The organism is Kribbella sp. NPDC051620 (genome assembly GCF_044453825.1).
Lineage (GTDB): Bacteria > Actinomycetota > Actinomycetes > Propionibacteriales > Kribbellaceae > Kribbella.
This window is the reverse complement of the sequence record NZ_JBITDB010000001.1, coordinates 318,772-336,843: the sequence shown is the minus strand read 5'-3', so window position 1 is coordinate 336,843 and position 18,072 is coordinate 318,772. Positions and strand designations below refer to the sequence as shown.

Annotated in this window: 19 protein-coding genes; 3 read left to right on the top strand and 16 right to left on the bottom strand. The window is 64.3% G+C overall.

Annotation, left to right across the window (positions count from 1 at the left end; translation table 11 throughout):
• Positions 1 to 135 precede the first annotated feature (135 nt).
• The 13 genes from ACIA12_RS01575 to ACIA12_RS01515 form a co-directional block, all read right to left on the bottom strand.
• Positions 136 to 1,401, bottom strand: coding sequence for an ATP-binding protein (locus ACIA12_RS01575; RefSeq protein WP_396364844.1), 1,266 nt, complete (start codon positions 1,399 to 1,401; stop codon positions 136 to 138).
• A complete protein-coding gene (locus tag ACIA12_RS01570) occupies positions 1,401 to 2,801 on the bottom strand; it encodes an SCO6880 family protein (RefSeq protein WP_396364843.1) in 1,401 nt (466 codons plus the stop codon). The genes ACIA12_RS01575 and ACIA12_RS01570 overlap by 1 nt, the downstream gene beginning before the upstream one ends.
• Positions 2,798 to 4,159, bottom strand: a complete 1,362-nt coding sequence (locus ACIA12_RS01565) for a hypothetical protein (RefSeq protein WP_396364842.1) — start codon at positions 4,157 to 4,159, stop codon at positions 2,798 to 2,800. Before ACIA12_RS01565 ends, ACIA12_RS01570 begins: the two co-directional genes overlap by 4 nt.
• A gap of 5 nt (positions 4,160 to 4,164) precedes the next feature.
• Complete coding sequence (locus ACIA12_RS01560) at positions 4,165 to 4,452, bottom strand: DUF6112 family protein (protein WP_396364841.1); 288 nt, start codon at positions 4,450 to 4,452, stop codon at positions 4,165 to 4,167.
• Positions 4,453 to 4,462: 10 nt separating this feature from the next.
• Positions 4,463 to 5,020 carry a CHAP domain-containing protein gene (locus tag ACIA12_RS01555; RefSeq protein WP_396364840.1) on the bottom strand — a complete coding sequence of 186 codons (558 nt, stop codon included), beginning with the start codon at positions 5,018 to 5,020 and terminating at the stop codon, positions 4,463 to 4,465.
• On the bottom strand, positions 5,017 to 5,622 hold the full coding sequence (locus ACIA12_RS01550) for a hypothetical protein (RefSeq protein ID WP_396364839.1): 606 nt from the start codon (positions 5,620 to 5,622) through the stop codon (positions 5,017 to 5,019). The genes ACIA12_RS01555 and ACIA12_RS01550 overlap by 4 nt, the downstream gene beginning before the upstream one ends.
• Entirely contained in the window at positions 5,619 to 5,786 is a 168-nt protein-coding gene (locus ACIA12_RS01545; protein WP_396364838.1) for a hypothetical protein, read from the bottom strand. The genes ACIA12_RS01550 and ACIA12_RS01545 overlap by 4 nt, the downstream gene beginning before the upstream one ends.
• A 33-nt stretch (positions 5,787 to 5,819) precedes the next feature.
• A complete protein-coding gene (locus ACIA12_RS01540; protein WP_396364837.1) occupies positions 5,820 to 6,533 on the bottom strand; it encodes a hypothetical protein in 714 nt (237 codons plus the stop codon).
• A 50-nt stretch (positions 6,534 to 6,583) separates the two neighbouring features.
• On the bottom strand, positions 6,584 to 7,627 hold the full coding sequence (locus tag ACIA12_RS01535; protein WP_396364836.1) for a toprim domain-containing protein: 1,044 nt from the start codon (positions 7,625 to 7,627) through the stop codon (positions 6,584 to 6,586).
• 3 nt (positions 7,628 to 7,630) lie between these two features.
• The gene (locus tag ACIA12_RS01530) at positions 7,631 to 8,512 is read right to left on the bottom strand and encodes a hypothetical protein (RefSeq protein WP_396364835.1); all 882 of its coding nucleotides are present in this window, start codon (positions 8,510 to 8,512) and stop codon (positions 7,631 to 7,633) included.
• Positions 8,513 to 8,594: 82 nt separating this feature from the next.
• Positions 8,595 to 9,488, bottom strand: coding sequence for a hypothetical protein (locus ACIA12_RS01525; protein ID WP_396364834.1), 894 nt, complete (start codon positions 9,486 to 9,488; stop codon positions 8,595 to 8,597).
• A gap of 82 nt (positions 9,489 to 9,570) precedes the next feature.
• On the bottom strand, positions 9,571 to 10,485 hold the full coding sequence (locus ACIA12_RS01520) for a hypothetical protein (RefSeq protein WP_396364833.1): 915 nt from the start codon (positions 10,483 to 10,485) through the stop codon (positions 9,571 to 9,573).
• A gap of 81 nt (positions 10,486 to 10,566) precedes the next feature.
• Positions 10,567 to 10,755, bottom strand: a complete 189-nt coding sequence (locus tag ACIA12_RS01515; RefSeq protein ID WP_396364832.1) for a hypothetical protein — start codon at positions 10,753 to 10,755, stop codon at positions 10,567 to 10,569.
• A 487-nt stretch (positions 10,756 to 11,242) separates the two neighbouring features.
• Between ACIA12_RS01515 and ACIA12_RS01510 the strand changes: the two genes are divergently transcribed.
• From ACIA12_RS01510 to ACIA12_RS01500, 3 genes are all read left to right on the top strand, one after another.
• On the top strand, positions 11,243 to 11,683 hold the full coding sequence (locus ACIA12_RS01510) for a hypothetical protein (protein WP_396364831.1): 441 nt from the start codon (positions 11,243 to 11,245) through the stop codon (positions 11,681 to 11,683).
• Positions 11,684 to 12,337: 654 nt separating this feature from the next.
• Complete coding sequence (locus tag ACIA12_RS01505; protein ID WP_396364830.1) at positions 12,338 to 12,679, top strand: hypothetical protein; 342 nt, start codon at positions 12,338 to 12,340, stop codon at positions 12,677 to 12,679.
• A gap of 318 nt (positions 12,680 to 12,997) precedes the next feature.
• A complete protein-coding gene (locus tag ACIA12_RS01500) occupies positions 12,998 to 14,899 on the top strand; it encodes a hypothetical protein (RefSeq protein WP_396364829.1) in 1,902 nt (633 codons plus the stop codon).
• Positions 14,900 to 14,905: 6 nt separating this feature from the next.
• Here ACIA12_RS01500 and ACIA12_RS01495 read toward each other — a convergent pair whose 3' ends face one another.
• From ACIA12_RS01495 to ACIA12_RS01485, 3 genes are read right to left on the bottom strand one after another with little or no spacing between them, the layout of a single operon-like run.
• Positions 14,906 to 15,541, bottom strand: coding sequence for a hypothetical protein (locus ACIA12_RS01495; RefSeq protein ID WP_396364828.1), 636 nt, complete (start codon positions 15,539 to 15,541; stop codon positions 14,906 to 14,908).
• Complete coding sequence (locus ACIA12_RS01490; protein ID WP_396364827.1) at positions 15,538 to 16,728, bottom strand: cation:proton antiporter; 1,191 nt, start codon at positions 16,726 to 16,728, stop codon at positions 15,538 to 15,540. The genes ACIA12_RS01495 and ACIA12_RS01490 overlap by 4 nt, the downstream gene beginning before the upstream one ends.
• Positions 16,729 to 16,782: 54 nt before the next feature.
• Positions 16,783 to 18,072, bottom strand: coding sequence for an ArsB/NhaD family transporter (locus ACIA12_RS01485; protein ID WP_396364826.1), 1,290 nt, complete (start codon positions 18,070 to 18,072; stop codon positions 16,783 to 16,785).

Here is an 18,072-nt window from a genome sequence, read left to right as displayed (position 1 = left end):
ATCTACCTGTGGTCAGCAGGCAGCCGAGACCGCCGGCCAGATGCAGCATGCCCGAAAATCCCACCAGTAGAGCCGCACCTGCGATCAGCATGTCCGAAAGTTCCAGCGGCGCCGAGTTCCGCGGTTGGCGCACGGCTACATCCGCCCATCGGTATCGAACAGCTCGACCTCGCGGATATGCCGTACCAGTTGGACGACGAACGAGCGACTCGGCAGGCGCCAGAGAGCCCGGCCTTTGGGAAGCTTGGCGATTGTCGCTATCTCGACGTCCGTGAGTCCCAGCAGGCTCGCGGTTCGCTCGAGCTGGTCCGACTCCTGACGAAGCATGATGCGTGTCGAGCAGTCGGCTAGCAGCCCCTCCGCTAGAGCTCTCGCCTCAGAGCCTAAGTCGCCCACAGCCGCGAGGTCCGACAGGCGATGGACGATGAGTACGTTGGAGATGCCCCAGGCACGGGAGAGCTTCCACTGCTCCTGCATACGGCGCAGCAAGGCGGGATCACGCATCACCCGCCAGCCCTCGTCGTACACGATGTAGCGGTTGCCGCCCGCGGGATCGGCCACGGCCGCCTCCATCCATGAAGAGGCGCAAGCGAGCGTAAGCCGGAGCGCCTGGTCGTTGCCGCCGCTACCGATCCACGATGAGTCGAGCGAGACCATTGGGGTAGCCGGGTCGAACTCAGTCGTCGACGGCCCGTCGAACATGCCGGACAGGTCGCCATGGACCAGGCGCCTGATCGCATGTGCAACCTCGCGGCCGTCGGCAGTCAGACTGCTGGTCGTCAGGCCGGCTCGCTCGGCCCATCGGGTGTCCGGCGTGAAGAGTGCGACGACGACGTCCGGGATCGTCGGTGCGGCGACCTGCGCTGAGACCGTCTCCAAAGCGAGGTCCAGGGCAGTGTGTTCGATAGCCGCTAGCGGACGGCCAAGCGTGGATTCTGCCAACGTACCTAAGAGCGCTCGGCGTCGTGTCCAGACGACTCTGTCCCATTCGTCGACCGCCACAGTCTCAGGCCGACTGCCGGGGTCGAGCGGGTTCAGACGAGTGGGTAGGCCCGGACCGAGCTTGATCGCGGTACCGCCCATCGCCTCCGTGACCAGGGTCCACTCCCCCTTTGGGTCGCATGGGATGTATGCCTTGTGGCCGAGGGCAAGCGATCTCGTGATCAGGGCCTTGGCCGTGGATGACTTGCCGCTGCCGATCACACCTGCCAGGAGGATGTTCGGGTTGGTGATCATCCGGCTTTGGTAGAGAACCCACGGGTCGTAGACGAATGATCCGCCGCTGAAGACGTCCGAGCCGATGTAGGTGCCATCGGCCCCAAGTCCACCTTCGGCCAGGAACGGGTAGGCGACCTGAGCGATCCGGGTCGTGGCACGGTGGGCGTCGACGAGGAGTGTCATCAGAGTCCAATCCCGAAAGGCATGGCCGCAGCCAGGAAGCCCTCGGCCTGCTGACCGACGAGGCGGCGAAGGTCTAGCAACGACTGCGTTGCGGCGATTTCGATCTCCATGCAGGCGTCGTCGAGCTTCTCCTCGTCATCTGCCGAGACGACGACGAGCCCAAGCCATCGAACGTCGCCGTGGCCGGCGGCCAGATCTCGTTCGCGTTGTGCGACGTCCGCGTCGTACTGCCGATCCTCTTCTGTCTCCAGCCGCCCGATCCGCGCACGGGTGCTGCGGTCGGTGATCCGCTCGACCTGGTGCCGACGAGCGTCGCGCATAGCCTTGGCCATCGGAATCGGCTGGAGAACCAGCGTGAACGTACGCCGGATACCCGGCCTCAGCAGGAGCGGGCTGAGGAACGACGGCGTGGTCCGCACACGCGGCCACTCCGAGATGACGTAGACGCGATGAAATGACGAGTCGGTCCTCAGAATGTCCCAGTCGGCATCCATGGCCAGCGGGCCAACGTCAGCGGCTTCGAGCACCTTCGATCCCCGAGCAGCTGTTGGGTCGAACGCCAGCCGCAAACTCATCGTCAGCTCTTCGGCCGGCAGCCACGTACCGGTGACCCCCGCGGTTGCTAGGGAGCTCTGGAACGCCCGAGCCTCGGACTCCAGCACGGCGACCGCTCCGGTGATACCGCCGCCATGCTTCCGCACCTCGCGCGATACCGCGTCAAGATTGATCGCGAAGGCGAACAAGGTCTCGTGTCTGGCGGCTGCGGGCGCTGCCCGGTCGAGCAGCTCGGCGTACACCGCTCCTGCTGGTGTCGATGGGTCGACGTTCCTCTTCTTCGCCCAGGCGCCGACCTCGTCCCCAGGATCCGGAAGGGTGCGTTCGAGGATCTGCGCTCGAGCGATCCGGTTGTTCTGGCAGAGACCCGCGATCATCCGGCCGTACGCCGTGACGCGCCGGTCCTGCTCATCCGAGTTCTGCAGCAGGTGCGCCGGTCCATCGATCCTCGCCACAGCAATCAGCCGTCGCCTCTTCAGATCGTGAACGATCCCGCTCGACGAGTTCCAGCTCAACAGCCCCAACTTCTCGCCAGGAATCTCCAGGCGACCGTGCCTGCGTGGCCTCATCACCTGCGCACGGTACGAACGTGGTCGCCAAAGTTGCGTAGCTCGCAGCACGACCCACCGATGCATCTCCACACCTTCGACGCGCGTGAACGCAACTGCCACGAAGAGGGCAGACACAAGCAGGCCGACCGCCTTCACCGTTGACGTCGTGTCCGTGACCATCGTGACGGTCGTTATGAGAACGCAAGCGGCTACCAGGGCAAGCTGGATCGGCCGGAGCCCAAGAAGCACCGTGGTGCGTTCCGGTCGTGGAAACCGGGTCGAAAGGGTGCTCATCGACGGCCCTCGCTTTCGTCGTCAGATCCGGCTCGGTCATCTGACGGCTCCGAGGCCCTGCCAGACACATCGCCGATCGTGCTTGCGATCACGCTCGAGTCACCACGGTTCGACACCGGTGTACCGCCCGTGTCGGCGCCGCCCTCAGATCCCGCTTTACCTGCGGTAGTTGGTCTGGATGCCGTCTCCGATGATTCAGGTCCCGAGGGCGCGGCCAGAGGCTCCCCGTGGGTCGGAACGCCGGCCACCCGGCTGCCACTCCCGTCGCGACCTGAGTCCCCGCCGTCACTCCCGCGCGCGCTCGTGCCGCGAGAGTCGTCTCCTCCCAGGTCCTCCTCGCTCCAACCGACCACGGTCGAACCGTCGGAGTCCTCGTCCGAGTCGCCTCCGACGATCGGGTCGGAAATGCCACCGCCGGAGCTGCCGAAGTGCTCCGCCCGCCATTGCTGGACCTGTCCGGCCTTTTCTCTCGCCGACGTGGCTCCAGCCAAACCATGCTCAAGCACCTGCCCGGCCGCCTGGGCATGATCGCCGATCCAATGCACAAACCTCAGCGTCGCCAATGGCGTCAACGCAGCCATCCCGAGCAACAGAACACCTGCGAGGAAGGTACCGATGCTCGCACCGCCGGTCGATCCACCGTTGCCAAGAGCGGAGACGCCCAGGGCGAAGACGAGTGCCATCGGATCCTTGCAGAAGACCAAGACGCCAATGACCTCCAGATAGCGGCGAAGCCAGTGCCTGATTGCATCCCAGGTCCAGCTGGCCATTGCGAGGGGAGCAAGCACGACGAAGGCGATGATCGCGACGTCCCTGAGCAACATCACGACGTACAGGGAGATGGTGGCGATCAGCCCGAGGAAAACCGCCACAAGCAGGTAGCCGCCCAGCGTCCCTGCAGACAGAACCACGCTGAGGTCGATCATCCGCTTCAGCCCGTCGGCCGTAGCCTGGTTGCCAAGGATCGCCACAGCGATCTCGTCAGCCGCTCTTCCACACGAAGCGATGACCGCGACAGCGAATGGCACCCCCGCTGTGCCGATCACTACGCCGATCAGGGCGCGCCCGAGGCCACCAGGTTCGCGACGTATGGCGGCGGAAACACACTGCAGAACAAAGAGCCCTACGAGGATCGGCAAAGAGATTGCGACCATCAGTCCCAGATTGTCGGACCACCACTGCTGGTCGAATCGTGGTGACGTACTAGAGCTGAATGCCTTGAAGACGAAGTTCGTGAGATCGGTCAGGCCACCAGCGGCCCAGCGTAGGAACGAATCCCACACTGAGCTGGCGGCGGCACCAGCCGTGTTGTCTACGACGCAGGACACCGGGTTGAGCAGGCAGTCAGACCAGGCCATTGCGATCAGCCGATCGGGATGTTGCTGAAGAACGCCACGATCTTGTTTGCCGAGGCGATCAGGATCGCAGCGATGGCAGCAAGCACGCACGCGATCTTGCCTTTGCCTGCGTAGTGGGGGCTGCTGTTCAAGCTTCCGAGCGCCCATGCAGCTGCGCCGACGATGACCACCCCCACGCAGACCACCAGAGACATTGTTTGCAGAGCACCCACCATCTGCCGGATCGCAGACAGACCGGGGAGGCCGTTGCTGTTCGGAGTGACGCCTGGGTCTTGGAGCGGGAGGATGAGCACGTGAGGTCCTTCAGTAGATGGGAGGCGCCCAGCCGAGGTACGTCGCACCCCAGCGGGTCTCGATGAGGCCGAACGCGACGTCGTAGACGCCGCCCTCGCCCGGGAATCGGTCGTTGATGTCGTTGGAGACGATGCGGCCGCCGCCGATGTACACGGCGACGTGCCCGTACGGTCCGCCCGTCGCCCAGAACACGAGCGCTCCGACGGGTGGCCGCACGTCATTGCGATGCGCTTTGCCCAAGGCAACCATCTGCTGCCACTGCTCGGCAGCCGAGTAGTAGCCAGCCCGCGGGCGGCCCCAGATGTTGGCGGCCAGTCGCGCACACAACTGGTAGTAGCCGTGACTCCCCACCAGGCGAAGCGCACGAGCGACTGCGCCTGGTGCATCAGGAAGCTCACCGGTACCGCCCGGCGCCGGGGTGTCTCCAGGCGTCTTGCAGTCGTTGGGCATCGCTTCAGTCGGAGTAGCGATGCACGTGTCCGAGCCGCCGGCCGCCATCGCGAGCGGCGCAACCAAGCCGACGCCACTGACCAGCAAGGCTCCGGCCAGCGCTACCTTGGCAATCACGGGTTGATCTGGGCCGATGCCGACCAGAACTTGCAGATCGAAGTGCAGACGATGCCAACCGCCATCTGCCGATCAGAGACGATTGTGTCTGTGTCGAGGAGAGTCGTCTGCTTTCCATGGACGACGAATCCGGTCCATCCGTCAGGCGCCGAGGCGCTCTGCTGGAGCCTCTTCATCTCCGGAGTGATCTCGGCAGTGATCTGATCGACGCTCGCCCTAGCGTGGTGCAACTCGAGCTGCTGCCACTCCCCCATGAGCGGCAACAGGCTGCGAGCAACGCGCGGACCCTCCCCGTACGGATCAGCGAAGACGCTGACGGCGTTCCGCCAGTCGTCCAGGCTGTGCTTCGAGGTGTCGTAGGTCCAGATCGCCCGGGCGTATCCGATCGCCATCAGCTTCGGATCGGAAGTCGTGGGTCGCTTCCATGCGTCGAGCTGCGCCGGCCCGTCGTCGGCCAGGTTCGAGACGATCGTCGGTTGGGACGTCTTCGCTTGTTCGTCGCCCCGACCATTCGATCCGAAGACCAGGATTGAAACGACCGTGATGACGACGAGAAGGATCGCGATGGGGAGCACGAGGCGTGCTCGACTGGTGCGGTTCATGTGAGAATTCCTCTCTTGGGGATCGAGGTACGCCGGAGCCACCTGAGGCCGGCCAACGCGATGGGAGGCGGCAAAATGTGCAGGCCGGCGAGCACGTACAGCCAGAACTTGAACTGCGCGCGGTAGTAGCGGACGAGCCAGTTGTGACGGCATGAGTTGGTCATGCGGTCTCAACGGTTTGGCTCGGGAGACTTTCCTCAGGCGGATCTAGCGAGCTCGTTCCAGCAGTTTTCGCTAGTCCGTTGTCCGAAAAACAGCAGGTCACCGCCAGTGGCCGCCTTCACCCAGTTCCGCACGGCCGGGTCGGCGAACACCTGCTCCGGTGGCTGTCCACCAGCTAGTCGGGCCAGAGCAGATGGCCTCGCCGCGCCGCCACGGAGCAGCCAAGCCAGTCCTTCTGCCCTGGACCGGGTGACGCCTACCCCTCGCAGCCTGGCGACGATGGCCGCCCGGTAGAACGGAGGGCCGTCGGCCGCCGTACGGACCAACCTCCGCCCTACGGCGGTGGAGATCCCGTGGCGCTCGAGCTCGGCGACGATTTGTTCCAGATGGAGACCGAGCATCGGTATCTCCGGCAGCTCGGAGTCCGGCACCGCGGGAGTGAGGGGGAAGCGCTGGCGATGCCGGAGTTCAGTCAATGCCGCGTCCTTCACGCGCCAGCGGACATGGTTGGCCAGGTATCCCCAGGACGCACCTGCCTCAGGCGGCTTGACCGCGAGTACTTGACACTTGCGCCAAGCGACCACGCGAGCGAGCTGAGCGGCCTCGTCGCGACCGAGGACCCTTCTCATCCAGCCTGGCAACGGCACAACAATGTGCTCTTCAATCGCCTCGATCAACTGGACGGACGGTTCATCGGCCCACGCCGACTTCGCAGCAGCGTTGATGAGTACCTCCAGGTCGTCATCCATGAAGATCAATCTGCTGTCTGCCGACGCGGTTCAGAACCTGGATTCCGAGATCAAGGAGTCCTGGAATCCAGGTCCGGGCCGGCCTCCAAATCGCCTGCGGGCGCACCCGCGGTCTGCCGACGGCTGACGCTGGCCAAGACCTCCCGTGACACAACCCGTTCCTCCAGCCCGAGATGCCTGGAAAGCCGCACGACCTGGGCCGCAATCCGGTCACTCGGAAGCCTCACAACAAGCGGCGCGACGGCCCGCAACGCCTCCACCTGACCGCTGATGTGATCGAGGACCTTCCCCCATCGGCCCAGCTCGGCGTCTATCGCGAACTCGAGCAAGAGCCTTGCGTCCTCGATGGCGGCACGCAATAGGCCTGGATCGGTGGAGTACAGCGCGGCCGGATCATTACCTTCAGGAAGTTCCGCTACCAAGACCGTTTCGAAGTGCGTGGACAGCAGGTTGAGGCTCCGTTCTGCTCCTGCTCGGCCTCCCGCATCAGGGTCCAACATGACGATTACCGTGTCGGTGACAGCATGCCGTCTGATCATCAGGGCCTGATGCCGCGTGATCGCCGTACCGCAAGGGGAAATCCCAGCCCACTTTTCACCAAGCAGGCTCACCGCAAAGGCATCCGTCGGTCCCTCGACGACTACCGGAATCGCGCCGCCGGCGAGTTGCTTCTGTTGGGGACCGGTGCCGACCAGGGACCGGCCCTTGGTGTAGATCTGCGTCGTGGGAGTGTTGAGGTACCGCGGCTGCCCGTTGCGCGACCGCGCAACGAAACCCACCGGTCTCAGATCGATGTCATGAGCCACGAATGTGATGCGATTGCGGAACCGATCCACCAAGAAGCCGGACTCGGTCGGCATTGCCAGCCCGGCTGCCACCATCACCTCGTCGGCAACCCCCCTCGACCGCAAGTGATCGCTCAGCCGGGTCCATCCGTCGGGAGCGACTCCAACCTCCCAGGCGCTGTCCGCATTGAGCGCGGCTCCCAACCTTCTCTTGATCAGATGTCCGGCCGCCCAGCCTGTACGGTAGTTGCGCAACTCCCGGCGAAAGAACTCTGCTGCCAACGCATTGGCCCGAACCAGGGCATCCATCGATCACAGACTCGGTCCCGGGACTTCATTTCCCAAGCCGGCATCACGGTCACTGTCGCTGCTCAGGTCGCTGGATTGGTCGCTCACGACCAGGTCAGCGATGATCTGCATTTGCGCGTCGTGCCCGAGCAGAGGTCCGGGCGGACGCTGATAGATCCGGATGTGGTCGAAGGCGGACGTCAGCGCGAGTGCATTTTCGAGTGCGCGCTCAGCCGGGTCGATCTCACGGGGAACCGTCACGATCAGGCGGCCGAGGACACTGTGCTGCCGCAACATCCGCGCCTGAATATCCGACACCGCCAGTCCCAGCGTCGGAATCCCGACGTACTGGAGATCTCCGGCGTGGCTGACGGCGAGTTGAACCCCGATCGCGTCAAGCGGATGATCGACCATGACGGCCATCGCCCCTGCTTTGAGAGCATCGACCTGCTCCAGTAAACCGATCAGGGACTCGGACGGGCGATGTATCGCCGTCTCCGGCGTGATCACCGTCGCTTGCCCGTCGCGATCGATACCGACGAATCCCACCGGATCCAACCGTTGATCGCGGGAAACGACGACCAGCTGGTCCTGGTAGCGGTCGACCACTCGACCATCACCGGTCCAGCTCACCAGCCCTGCCCGCATCAGCGTGTCCCGTTCGAATCCGCGGTTCTCCAGGTGGCCGATCAACCGGGTTCCACTGTCTGGCGCGTATCCGATCAGCCAGGCAGAATCCGGATGCAGCACTTCCTCGACATGCCAACGCTCAAGGACCTCGACCGGCCACTTCGGCGCCGCACGCAGCAACTCCTCCCGGTAGAAGGCCGCCGCCGCCGCATTTGCCTCATGCAACCATCGCCGTTCACCCTCAGACAGACCGCTTCCAATCTGCTGGTCACCCATCACAACCTCCGAAGCACGCGCTCTTACGCTGTCGCGTCGAAGATGCCGAACTCCCACCATCTTCAGAACCTGGATCGGCGTTTCAAGGACTCAGCGTCTGGTCATCACTCTCAAGCCCGGACGTGGTCTCCGCGTCGCCGTCATGTACTGGGCTGTCTTGCCGATCCAACTCCCGAGTCTCGAAGGACAAATCGGCCAGGAAGTCCAATTGCTCGGGGTTCGCCAACAGCGGTCCGGAAGGGGACGTGATCAGCCTGACGCGCTCGAAGTCTGCAGCCAGTTCGACGGCGCTACGGAGGGCACGTTGGCTAGCCGCCAGTTCGGCAGGCACGATGACGATCGCCCAATCACTGACGGCGTACTGCCGCAACATCGACGCCTGAGCCCTTGAGATCGGCAGCCCGCACTGCGGAATCCCGACGTAGCCCTCACTTCCCGTGTGGCTGGCGATCTCAAGCGCAGCCGCATCCAACGGGTGGTCGAGGATGACCGGCGTCGCGCCACCTTCCAGCAGATCAATTTGCTCTAGTACTCCGACAAGCGCTTCCGACTGACGATGCACCGGAGTCGCCGGCGTGATCGGCCGCACCTGCCCATCCCGGTCGATCCCTACGAAAGCCACCGGGTCCAACCTTCGATCGTACGAAACCACGACCAACTGATCCCGGTACCGGTCGACCACTCGACCATCGTCGGCGATATCCGCCAGCCCGGACAGCAAGAGCGTTTCGCGCCCAAAACCGGCCTTCCGAAGGCGATCCACCAGGGTAGTACCGCCATCAGGCGCATACCCGATCTGCCAGACCGACTCAGGATTCAGGATCTCGCGGACGCCCCAGTCCTCAAGCACAGTCGCTGGCCAGGCAACCGCCGCTCGCAGTAGCTCCTGACGGAAGACGATGGCCGCTATGGCATTCGCCTCATGCAGCCGCCGCAACCCATCAGGCGAGATACGGCCTACGCCACTGCGATTCATCACGACCTCCGATGCACAACATCCATCCTTGTCGAGTCGAAGATCGCGCCCCCCGACGCAGCTGCGAACCCAGATCTGGAGTTCAAGGACCCAGACCTGGGCCTGGATCCTCGATGTCCAAGGACGTGTGCTGGGTTCCGTTGTCGTTGACTCCGTTCCGGTGGCCGGTCAGCGGCCTGGCGAGCGCGAGATATGTGAGCATGTTCAGACGCTCGTGTGGGGAGTGCGACATGATGGACATCGCATGATCAGGAGGACGTGGAATAACCCGGATGCGGTCGAAGAAGAGAGCGAGGTCGAGGGACGCTCCAACGGCTCGCTCGCGGCCGGGTCGCGCGGTCGGAATCATGACGATCGCGTGATCAGTCTCGCTGTGCCGGGCGAGCATCCGCGCCTGAGCACTCGACAGCGGCGACTCGCAAAGCGGAACCCCTACGTAGTCCCTCGTCGTCATGCGGCTGAGTTCCTCGATCGCCAAAGCATCCGTTGGGCTGTCGACGATCACCGGAGTCGCGCCGGCATCAAGTAGATCGATCTGTTCCTTCACGCCCACCAGCACGTTCGATGGCTGATGAAATGCAGTCGATGCGGTGAGCGAATCCACCCGACCGTTCCGATCGATCCCGACGAACCCCACAGGCTCCAATCTGTCGTTGCGAGCGAGAAACATGATCCGGTCGCGATGCCGATCGATCGCAGCTCCCTCGTCGGTCCAGCCAGTCAACCCGGACCTCACCAAGGTCGCGAGATCGAATCCCCGCTTCCGCAAATGATCCGTCAAGCCTGAGTAGCTCTCGGGCGCGTAGCCGACCTTCCACGTCGCTCCGGCTGCCATCGTGTTCTCCAGTCCCCTACTCCTGAGAAACCGTGCCGGCCAGTCGGCGTTTGCCCTGAGCAACTCCCGACGAAAGTACTGACCCGCCGCAGCAACCGCCTCGTGGACCCGGAGCCGTTCTTCCTTAGTAGGAACGAATCCCGGATCGATGACCTCACCCATCACAACCTCCGAAGAGCAACCGATTGCTGTCGCACTCGAAGATCGCCGTCGCCTGCCGAGGTCAGAACCCAGATCTGCGATTCAAGGACTCATCCCCACGCTGGTCTCCGGGTCGGGATCATCGCGACTCGACCCGACCGGAGCCCGCCATGCACTGAAGTTCTCACCACGTGACAGCTGTTCCCCCGCCGAATCGATGCCCTCATCAATCAACTCGATCAACCGCTGGATACTCCACCGCAGCTTCTGGCGGTCAGGATCAATGCTCATACCACCGAACGTCCCGCGGAGAGCGAAGTCAAAGAACCTCGATCCACAGATCAAGGACCCGTTGACCTTCAATCGACGAGCCTTGATCGCCAGTACGCTGTGCAGTCGCCAGATCCTTGGCCCAGCAGTAGTCAGACCGGAGTGCCGGCGCCGGCAGGGCATCGTTGCCAAAACCTGCCGGCTTATTCAGTACCCGACTCGTCGGCCGAACACCCCGACGAAGTTCCAGAGGCCGACCGCGCCGCATTCGATGCGATCAAGGCGGCCGAATACCTTCACAGTGTCAAGAAGGTGCAGGGCAAACCACGCCTGAAGATCGGGCGCTGGCCGGGATCCCTAGCCAGCTGATCATCCGAGACTTTGTCGCTGCGGACTTACGTCGCCGGATCGACTTTCACTCGATCCTGTTACGGCGCATGCCTCAGTCATCCGTCGGCGGGCGATCCACGACGCTGTGATCCCGATCCAAGATCACAGGAATGGCTCCATGGACCTTCTGAAAGTTGTTCGCGAGATCAACCCGTACTTCGTCGACGGGCCCGAACTGACCCCGACGGAGCTGGAGAACCTATCAGCCCTGAGCTCACCTGCGGTGCTACTCCTCGGCCAGGTCCAGACGATCCTCCGGACCTGGATGTTCGATGAACCCACCACCGCATGGGTCGACGGCTGGCCACGATCACACCGCGCTGCGCGAATGGAATGGATCAATGGCCCCGAAGTCCCAGTAGTGGCGGCCCACCTGGCCGCAAAGGAAGGGGACGGCTGGATGTCGGGAGTACCAGGCCTTCGCCTAACCCGCTGCGACGCCTGCACGGCAACCCTGACCTGGTACGGCCACGACGAACCCGTAATCCTCTACTTGACCCGCCTAACCGATTCAAGCGAACTCCCACCACACCAGTCGCAACTCGCCGTCGTCGGCTAAGTACCCAACCCACGCCCGGGTGGTGACACCGCCCATCGCACTCGACGTAGGACCGATGTGGCTACATCGGCCGATGGCTGCCAGATTGGCATCCTAGGACCTGCCTTGAAGATGACACCGGGGCCGAAAGTGGACCTGTCTCCAACCCCGATACCCTCACCACCCGCAACAACCTCGCCGCCTCGCGGCGTCCGACCGGCGGAGGCGACGCATGGAGCGGTCGCTGATCGTCATCGGTTGCAGGCAGCGTCGGCTCAGCAGGCTCCGCCCTCACGCGATCCGCTGAGCTGGCGCTCGCTATCACTCGCATGTGCGGCGCCCGGGAGGCGAATTGTTGACCTTCTCATTACGAGTCCGCTTCCATGAGCGTCCGCACGCAGACGACCGTCGATCCTGAGCGCTAGTTGTGGCCACTGGTCGAGGGTCGATGACGGATGTCCAGGGCTCTCCGGCAGCCGCGCTGCCCCGCGAGATTCAAGGTTGCCGCCGACCCGTCCGGAGCAGTCCACAGGAGCCTTTCGCCCACCTCAGTCTGAGCGTGATCCCGACCCATGTCGCGCCTGGTCGTCCACATCGATCCACACCGATTGTTAGCAAATTCGTTAGCAAGAGCGGTGGCCGTCGGTACGCTCGGGCCAAGGCAGGAGGGCTGGGATGAACTACGAGTTGCTGCTGTTGGTCGTGATCACAGTTGGCTTGACTGTTCGCGCGCTGTGGGCGTCTGCCGTCCTACATCGTCACGTCGGGTGGCTGGTCGCGGTGTCGTGGACTGGTGGCCTGGTCGGCGGGATCGGTCTGGAGTCCGACTGGCTGGCGATTCCTTGTCTACTCGTGTTTCTGGTCAGCGAGTTTATTTACCAGACCGGACGGGATGGCTCGTCGAAGGCACCACCAGCGCGATGGTTGGGTCCCCTGCGTCGCCTTTTCTCTGCCGGGACGCCTGGTCAACACGCACGAAACGCGCATGACAACGGCGGTGAGTCTTCTGATCCGTAGTCCAGTTCGAGGCGTCCGTTCTTGAACACAGCACGTTCTGGGCGCCCCCATCGACCTGGCGGAATGTCAGGGTTGTCCGGCCTTCCCGAACACCGAGATCCCGCTGCCCTCTACTCCGCCGATCCTGGCTTGCTGCGCGCTGCCATCCAGGACACACGACCGCGCCGCCCATCGTCACGCTCAGCACCTGGCTCGCCCTCCACGCCTGCTGCCACCTCCAACACTGTCGCTGGCGTGCGACGCCCATAGCCGATTGATGGCATAGTGCCTGGGCTGGGGTCGGCCGACCGGCCCGTGGAAGTGAGGAGATGTCCAGGCATGTGGCGTGACAGGGCGCGGTACTGGTTCGACAGCACGATGTCTCGCGGTACGCCGGCTCTGGTGGGGTGGCTGGGGCTAGCCTCAGTACTGCTGGTGGCAGTGACCTCGACACTGCTACTGGCGTTCGCACCGCGCGATGTCAGTGGCCACGGCGGCTGGCACGGCGTCTTGTGGATGAGCCTGCTTCGCACTCTCGACCCCGGCACGATGGGCGGCGATCAGGGTGGCATCGTCTTCCTGGCCCTGATGCTGACCGTCACGCTCGGCGGCATCTTCATCGTCAGCTCGTTCATCGGCGTCCTGACGACCGGCCTCGAGAACAAGATCACGGTACTGCGCAAAGGCCGCTCGCGAATCGTCGAGCGCGACCACACGGTGATTCTCGGCTGGTCCGAGCAGATCTTCACCGTCGTATCGGAACTGGCCGAGGCCAACCAGACCAACCGCCGCTCGTGCGTCGCCATCTTGGCCGACCGGGACAAGGTGGAGATGGAGGACGCGATCCGCGCTCGCGTTCCCACGCTCGGCAAGACCCAGGTGGTGTGCCGGACCGGTAATCCGCTCCGGCCAGCCGACCTCGAGTTGGTCGCTCTGCGGTCAGCCCGCTCGGTGATGGTCCTGCCACCGGACACCGACGATGCCGACATCCACGTGATCAAGGTGCTGCTCTCCCTCGGCGCCGGCGCGGGCGGTACGGCGTCGAGTGCGACCTCAGGCGGCTCCGGCTCCAGCAAAACCGGCGGCCCGCACGTCGTCGCCGCTGTCGCCGACTCGGCCAACCTTCCCGCAGCCCGGCTGGCCGGCGGCCCGCGAGCGCAGCTGATCGGCGCGGACGACCTCGCAATACGGCTGATCGTCAACGCCCACCGGCAATCCGGCCTGTCCGCCGTCTGCGCGGACCTGCTCGCTTTCGCCGGCAACGAGTTCTATCTCAAGGCCGAGCCCACCCTGACCGGCACCACCTTCGGCGCCGCGGTCCATGCCTACGAACTCGGCGTACCGGTCGGCCTGCGCCACAGTGACAACACGATCGAGCTCAACCCGCCAGGCGCCGCGGTGATCAGCGAGGGCGACGAACTGATCGTGCTCGCCGAGGACGACACCATGATCCGGCTCGCCCAGTCCACACCGAAGGTGCTCCAAGAAGCCATCGCTCCCCCAGCACCGCGCCCGCCGACTCCAACCCGGACCCTGATGATCGGCTGGAACAAGCGAGCACCACAAATTCTCGGGCTCCTCGACGCCTTCGCCTACGACGGTTCCGTACTACGCATCGCCAGCCCGAACGCTCGCAACGACCTCACCGGCCACTACGCCACCCTGGAGGTCTCGGCGACGGACTGCGATCCCACCGACCGAGTCGAACTGGAGGCGCTCGACGTCACCAGCTATCAGCACGTGATCGTCTTGTCCGCCGACGATCTCGGCGTCCAGGAAGCCGACGCACGCACCCTGGTCACACTGCTGCACCTGCGCGACCTCGCGCACGGGCTGGAGGTCCCGTACTCGATCGTGAGCGAGATCAACGACGACGCGAACCGCGAGATCGCCGAGGTGACCCGGGCCGACGACTTCGTGGTCAGCGACAAGCTGATCAGCCTGCTGCTGACCCAGCTGACCGAGAACCGTCACCTGGCAGCCGTCTTCGAGGACCTCTTCAACCCGATCGGAGCCGAGATCTACCTCAAGCCAGCCTCCGACTATGTGCGCCCCGGCGCACCCGCGACCTTCGCGACAGTCGCCGAATCCGCCCGCCGCCTGGGCGAAACAGCCATCGGCTACCGCGTCCACGACGAGTTCTACCGACCACCCGCGTACGGTGTCGTACTCAATCCCCCGAAAAACACCACTCTCACCCTGACCGCTCACGACCGCGTCGTAGTACTGGCCGAGAACTGACGACCGTCATCCGCTAATCGTGAGCTGACCCTTGGAGTAGTGGCGTACTGCGCGGGCGATGTCGGTGTCCTCAAGTTGCAGCGTCTTGACCAGCAGCCGGGGACCGCGCGGGGTGATTGGAAGGCGGCGTTCGCCCGGCTGGCCGAGCTCCGCCAGCCCGGCGACGATCGGAGCATCCGGGCGTACGCCGGTTTTCAGGCGAACGATCAGGTACGTGCGGCGAAAGGCAGTCCGAGTCCTGAGCGCCTGGATCGACTGCCATCCGTAGGTGGCCGTGCCCGCGATCCAGAGGCCGTCCGCACTCAGCCGGAGAGCGTACTTCGGCTGTTCGCCGTTACGCCAACCGCTGCAGCGTGCCAGGGCGCTGAAACTCCTCGCCGATGTCCACAACATGCCCGCAATCAGCGCGACCCAGATCGCAGCAAGTGGCCAGAGGCCATCGATCGCCGAACCGGCGAGGGGCAGCACGATCGCGACAGATGCCACACCGGCGAGAATGAGCCATCCCCAGCCCGTGAGCCGCAAGCCCCGGAGCACGGTCATCCGCTCGCGATGGAGTTCGTCAGGATCGAACGCCACCTCGACCTTGTCTGGCCACGACGCGTCGGTCACGGCGGCGATGCTTTCCGGTCCGAAGGTCATCGCGGTGCACCGCTGTCAGGCTCTGGAGTCAGATCGGCGTGTTCGAACGAGCGAGCGACCACGATGTCGGTCGAGGAGTGAGCCACGATCGACATCACGATGGTGAGCGCGACCAGATGGAAGACCTCGTCGGCATCAGGAATGCCTGCTTCCAGCACCAGCAGACCGTAGACCACCGAGGCGAAGCCCTTGGGCCCGAACCACATCGCCGCGACCTGTTCGCGAGCGCCTAAACCAGAGCGCAGGAACGAGACAGCCAGAGCCGCCGGCCGCGCAACAACCAACGCGATCAAACCGAAGACCCAGCCCTGCCAGGAAATCTCGCCGAGGAACTCCATCGAGATCAAGGCACCGAAGACCAGCAACGCGGCCAACTTCAGACTCTCGGCAATCAACTCACCGAAGTGCTCGAACGCCTCCCGCTGAGCCGGCCCGAAGGTCGCGACAGTGATACCGGCCGCGAACGCAGCCAGGAACAGGTTGCCGTGCAGCGTCTCGGCCAGAGCGAGCACGAGTACCCCGATCGCCACCGCGTTCAACGGCTCGTACTGCGTGGACGCAGAGAAGAACTTCAGGCGCTCGAGCCGAATCGCGACCCACGGAACCGCCACGCCGATCACGATGCCGACGGCAAGCTCGATCCCCAGCTCGCCCAGATGCAGATCGTCCGCTCCCGCGGCGACGGCCAGGAAGACCATCACGAATGGCAGCGCGAGCCCGTCGTTCACGCCCGACTCCACGTTCAGCAAATGCCGCAGCCTCGCGGGCACCTTGTCGTTGCCGACCAGAGCCGAGGCGAACACCGGGTCCGTCGGAGCCAAGATCGCCCCGATCAGCAGCGCGGCCGGCCAGTCCAGACCGACGACGAAATGGCCGGCCAACGCGGTGATCACCAAGGTCAGCGGCAGTCCCCAACCCAGCGCCCGCCCTGGCAGCCGCCACGCCGATCGGAGATCGGACCAGCCGACCCGCATCCCGTCCGTGAACAGCACCGCGAACAGCGCGAGTTCAGCCAGGGTGGAGACCACCGGCGAGTCCGGTCGGAGATCGAGGACGCCGGTCGTTTCCGGGCCGAGCACGAAACCCGCCACCAGGAAGAGCACCGCCGTGGACAGGATCGTCCGGTGGGCCAGACTCGAGACCAGAACGGCGATCAGCAGAACCACCGCAAAGCACAGCAACAGCATCGTGACTTCCCTCCGGCCGGCAGAACGACCAGTGTTGAAACACTCAGATCTCGGTCAGGCCAGGACGAAGTACCGCAGCCACAGGTACGGTGCGGCGACGACGATGGTGATCGCTGTCATCACCGCACCCTTGCGAGTGAACTCCCAGAAGGTGATCGGGGAGCCGGCCCGCAGCGCCAAGCCGATCACCACCACGTTCGCGCTCGCGCCGACGGCGGTCGCGTTGCCGCCGAAGTCGGCGCCGATCGCGAGTGCCCACCACAACGATTCCGCCTGCCCCGGATCGGGGATGCCCTTCGTCAGTTCGAGAACGACGGGGCTCATCGTCGCGACGTACGGAATGTTGTCCACGATGCCCGATAGAACCGCCGACACGACCAAGATCAGCATCACCGCCAGCAGGGCATTGCCCTCGGTGAGCTTGCCGACCTGAGCGGCGAGGTCGCCGATGACGCCCGTCTTCACCAGGGCGCCCACCATGATGAACAAGCCGGCGAAGAACAGCAACGTCTGCCACTCCACACCACTCATGTAGTCCCTGGTCGCCACCCCCGAGACCAGCACCAGCAGACCAGCGCCCAGCAGCGCGACCACCGAGGGCTCGATCCCCAGAAACGACCGCCCGACGAAGCCGACGAACACGGCGAGCAGTACGACGCCGCACTTGATCAGCAGCCGCGGGTCCTCGATCGCCTCCCGTTCGTTCAGCCGCATCACGTTCTCCACCCGCGCCGAGTCCACCGCGAACGAACCTTTGAACAACCACGGGATCACCAGGGTGAAAACGACCAGCTCGATCACCACCAACGGCGCCATGTGCACCAGGAAGTCGTTGAACGTCAACCCGGAGCGGCTCGCGATGATGATGTTCGGCGGGTCCCCGATCAGGGTCGCGGCGCCGCCGATGTTGGAGGCGAACACCTCCGCGATCAGGAACGGCACGGGATTGATACCGAGCCGGTCACACACCAGCAAGGTCACCGGCGCGATCAGCAACACCGTGGTCACGTTGTCCAGGAACGCCGACGCCAACGCCGTGATCAGCGTCAGCAAGATCATCACCCGCAACGGCGAACCCTTCGCCCGCTTCGCCGCCCAGATCGCGATGAACTCGAACACCCCGGTACGCCGCAGGATGCCGACGATCACCATCATCCCGAACAGCAGGAAGATGACGTCCCAGTCCACACCTGTCTCATGGGAGTAGAACGCATGTTCGGCATCCGTCACCCCAAGAGCCAGTAGAACTGCTGCGCCGCCCAAGGCAGCCAGCAACTTGTGTGTCCACTCCGTGGCGATCAGCACATAGGCCACCACGAAAACCAGAACCGCGAGAACGGTCAT

What these genes read in the sequence shown, in the direction of transcription:
- ACIA12_RS01575 (WP_396364844.1), bottom strand. Translation starts at nt 1,401, where the DNA reads ATGACACTCCTCGTCGACGCCCACCGTGCCACGACCCGGATCGCTCAG.
- ACIA12_RS01570 (WP_396364843.1), bottom strand. Translation starts at nt 2,801, where the DNA reads ATGAGCACCCTTTCGACCCGGTTTCCACGACCGGAACGCACCACGGTG.
- ACIA12_RS01565 (WP_396364842.1), bottom strand. Translation starts at nt 4,159, where the DNA reads ATGGCCTGGTCTGACTGCCTGCTCAACCCGGTGTCCTGCGTCGTAGAC.
- ACIA12_RS01550 (WP_396364839.1), bottom strand. Translation starts at nt 5,622, where the DNA reads ATGAACCGCACCAGTCGAGCACGCCTCGTGCTCCCCATCGCGATCCTT.
- ACIA12_RS01545 (WP_396364838.1), bottom strand. Translation starts at nt 5,786, where the DNA reads ATGACCAACTCATGCCGTCACAACTGGCTCGTCCGCTACTACCGCGCG.
- ACIA12_RS01540 (WP_396364837.1), bottom strand. Translation starts at nt 6,533, where the DNA reads ATGGATGACGACCTGGAGGTACTCATCAACGCTGCTGCGAAGTCGGCG.
- ACIA12_RS01535 (WP_396364836.1), bottom strand. Translation starts at nt 7,627, where the DNA reads ATGGATGCCCTGGTTCGGGCCAATGCGTTGGCAGCAGAGTTCTTTCGC.
- ACIA12_RS01530 (WP_396364835.1), bottom strand. Translation starts at nt 8,512, where the DNA reads ATGGGTGACCAGCAGATTGGAAGCGGTCTGTCTGAGGGTGAACGGCGA.
- ACIA12_RS01525 (WP_396364834.1), bottom strand. Translation starts at nt 9,488, where the DNA reads ATGAATCGCAGTGGCGTAGGCCGTATCTCGCCTGATGGGTTGCGGCGG.
- ACIA12_RS01520 (WP_396364833.1), bottom strand. Translation starts at nt 10,485, where the DNA reads ATGGGTGAGGTCATCGATCCGGGATTCGTTCCTACTAAGGAAGAACGG.
- ACIA12_RS01515 (WP_396364832.1), bottom strand. Translation starts at nt 10,755, where the DNA reads ATGAGCATTGATCCTGACCGCCAGAAGCTGCGGTGGAGTATCCAGCGG.
- ACIA12_RS01510 (WP_396364831.1), top strand. Translation starts at nt 11,243, where the DNA reads ATGGACCTTCTGAAAGTTGTTCGCGAGATCAACCCGTACTTCGTCGAC.
- ACIA12_RS01505 (WP_396364830.1), top strand. Translation starts at nt 12,338, where the DNA reads ATGAACTACGAGTTGCTGCTGTTGGTCGTGATCACAGTTGGCTTGACT.
- ACIA12_RS01500 (WP_396364829.1), top strand. Translation starts at nt 12,998, where the DNA reads ATGTGGCGTGACAGGGCGCGGTACTGGTTCGACAGCACGATGTCTCGC.
- ACIA12_RS01495 (WP_396364828.1), bottom strand. Translation starts at nt 15,541, where the DNA reads ATGACCTTCGGACCGGAAAGCATCGCCGCCGTGACCGACGCGTCGTGG.
- ACIA12_RS01490 (WP_396364827.1), bottom strand. Translation starts at nt 16,728, where the DNA reads ATGCTGTTGCTGTGCTTTGCGGTGGTTCTGCTGATCGCCGTTCTGGTC.
- ACIA12_RS01485 (WP_396364826.1), bottom strand. Translation starts at nt 18,072, where the DNA reads ATGACCGTTCTCGCGGTTCTGGTTTTCGTGGTGGCCTATGTGCTGATC.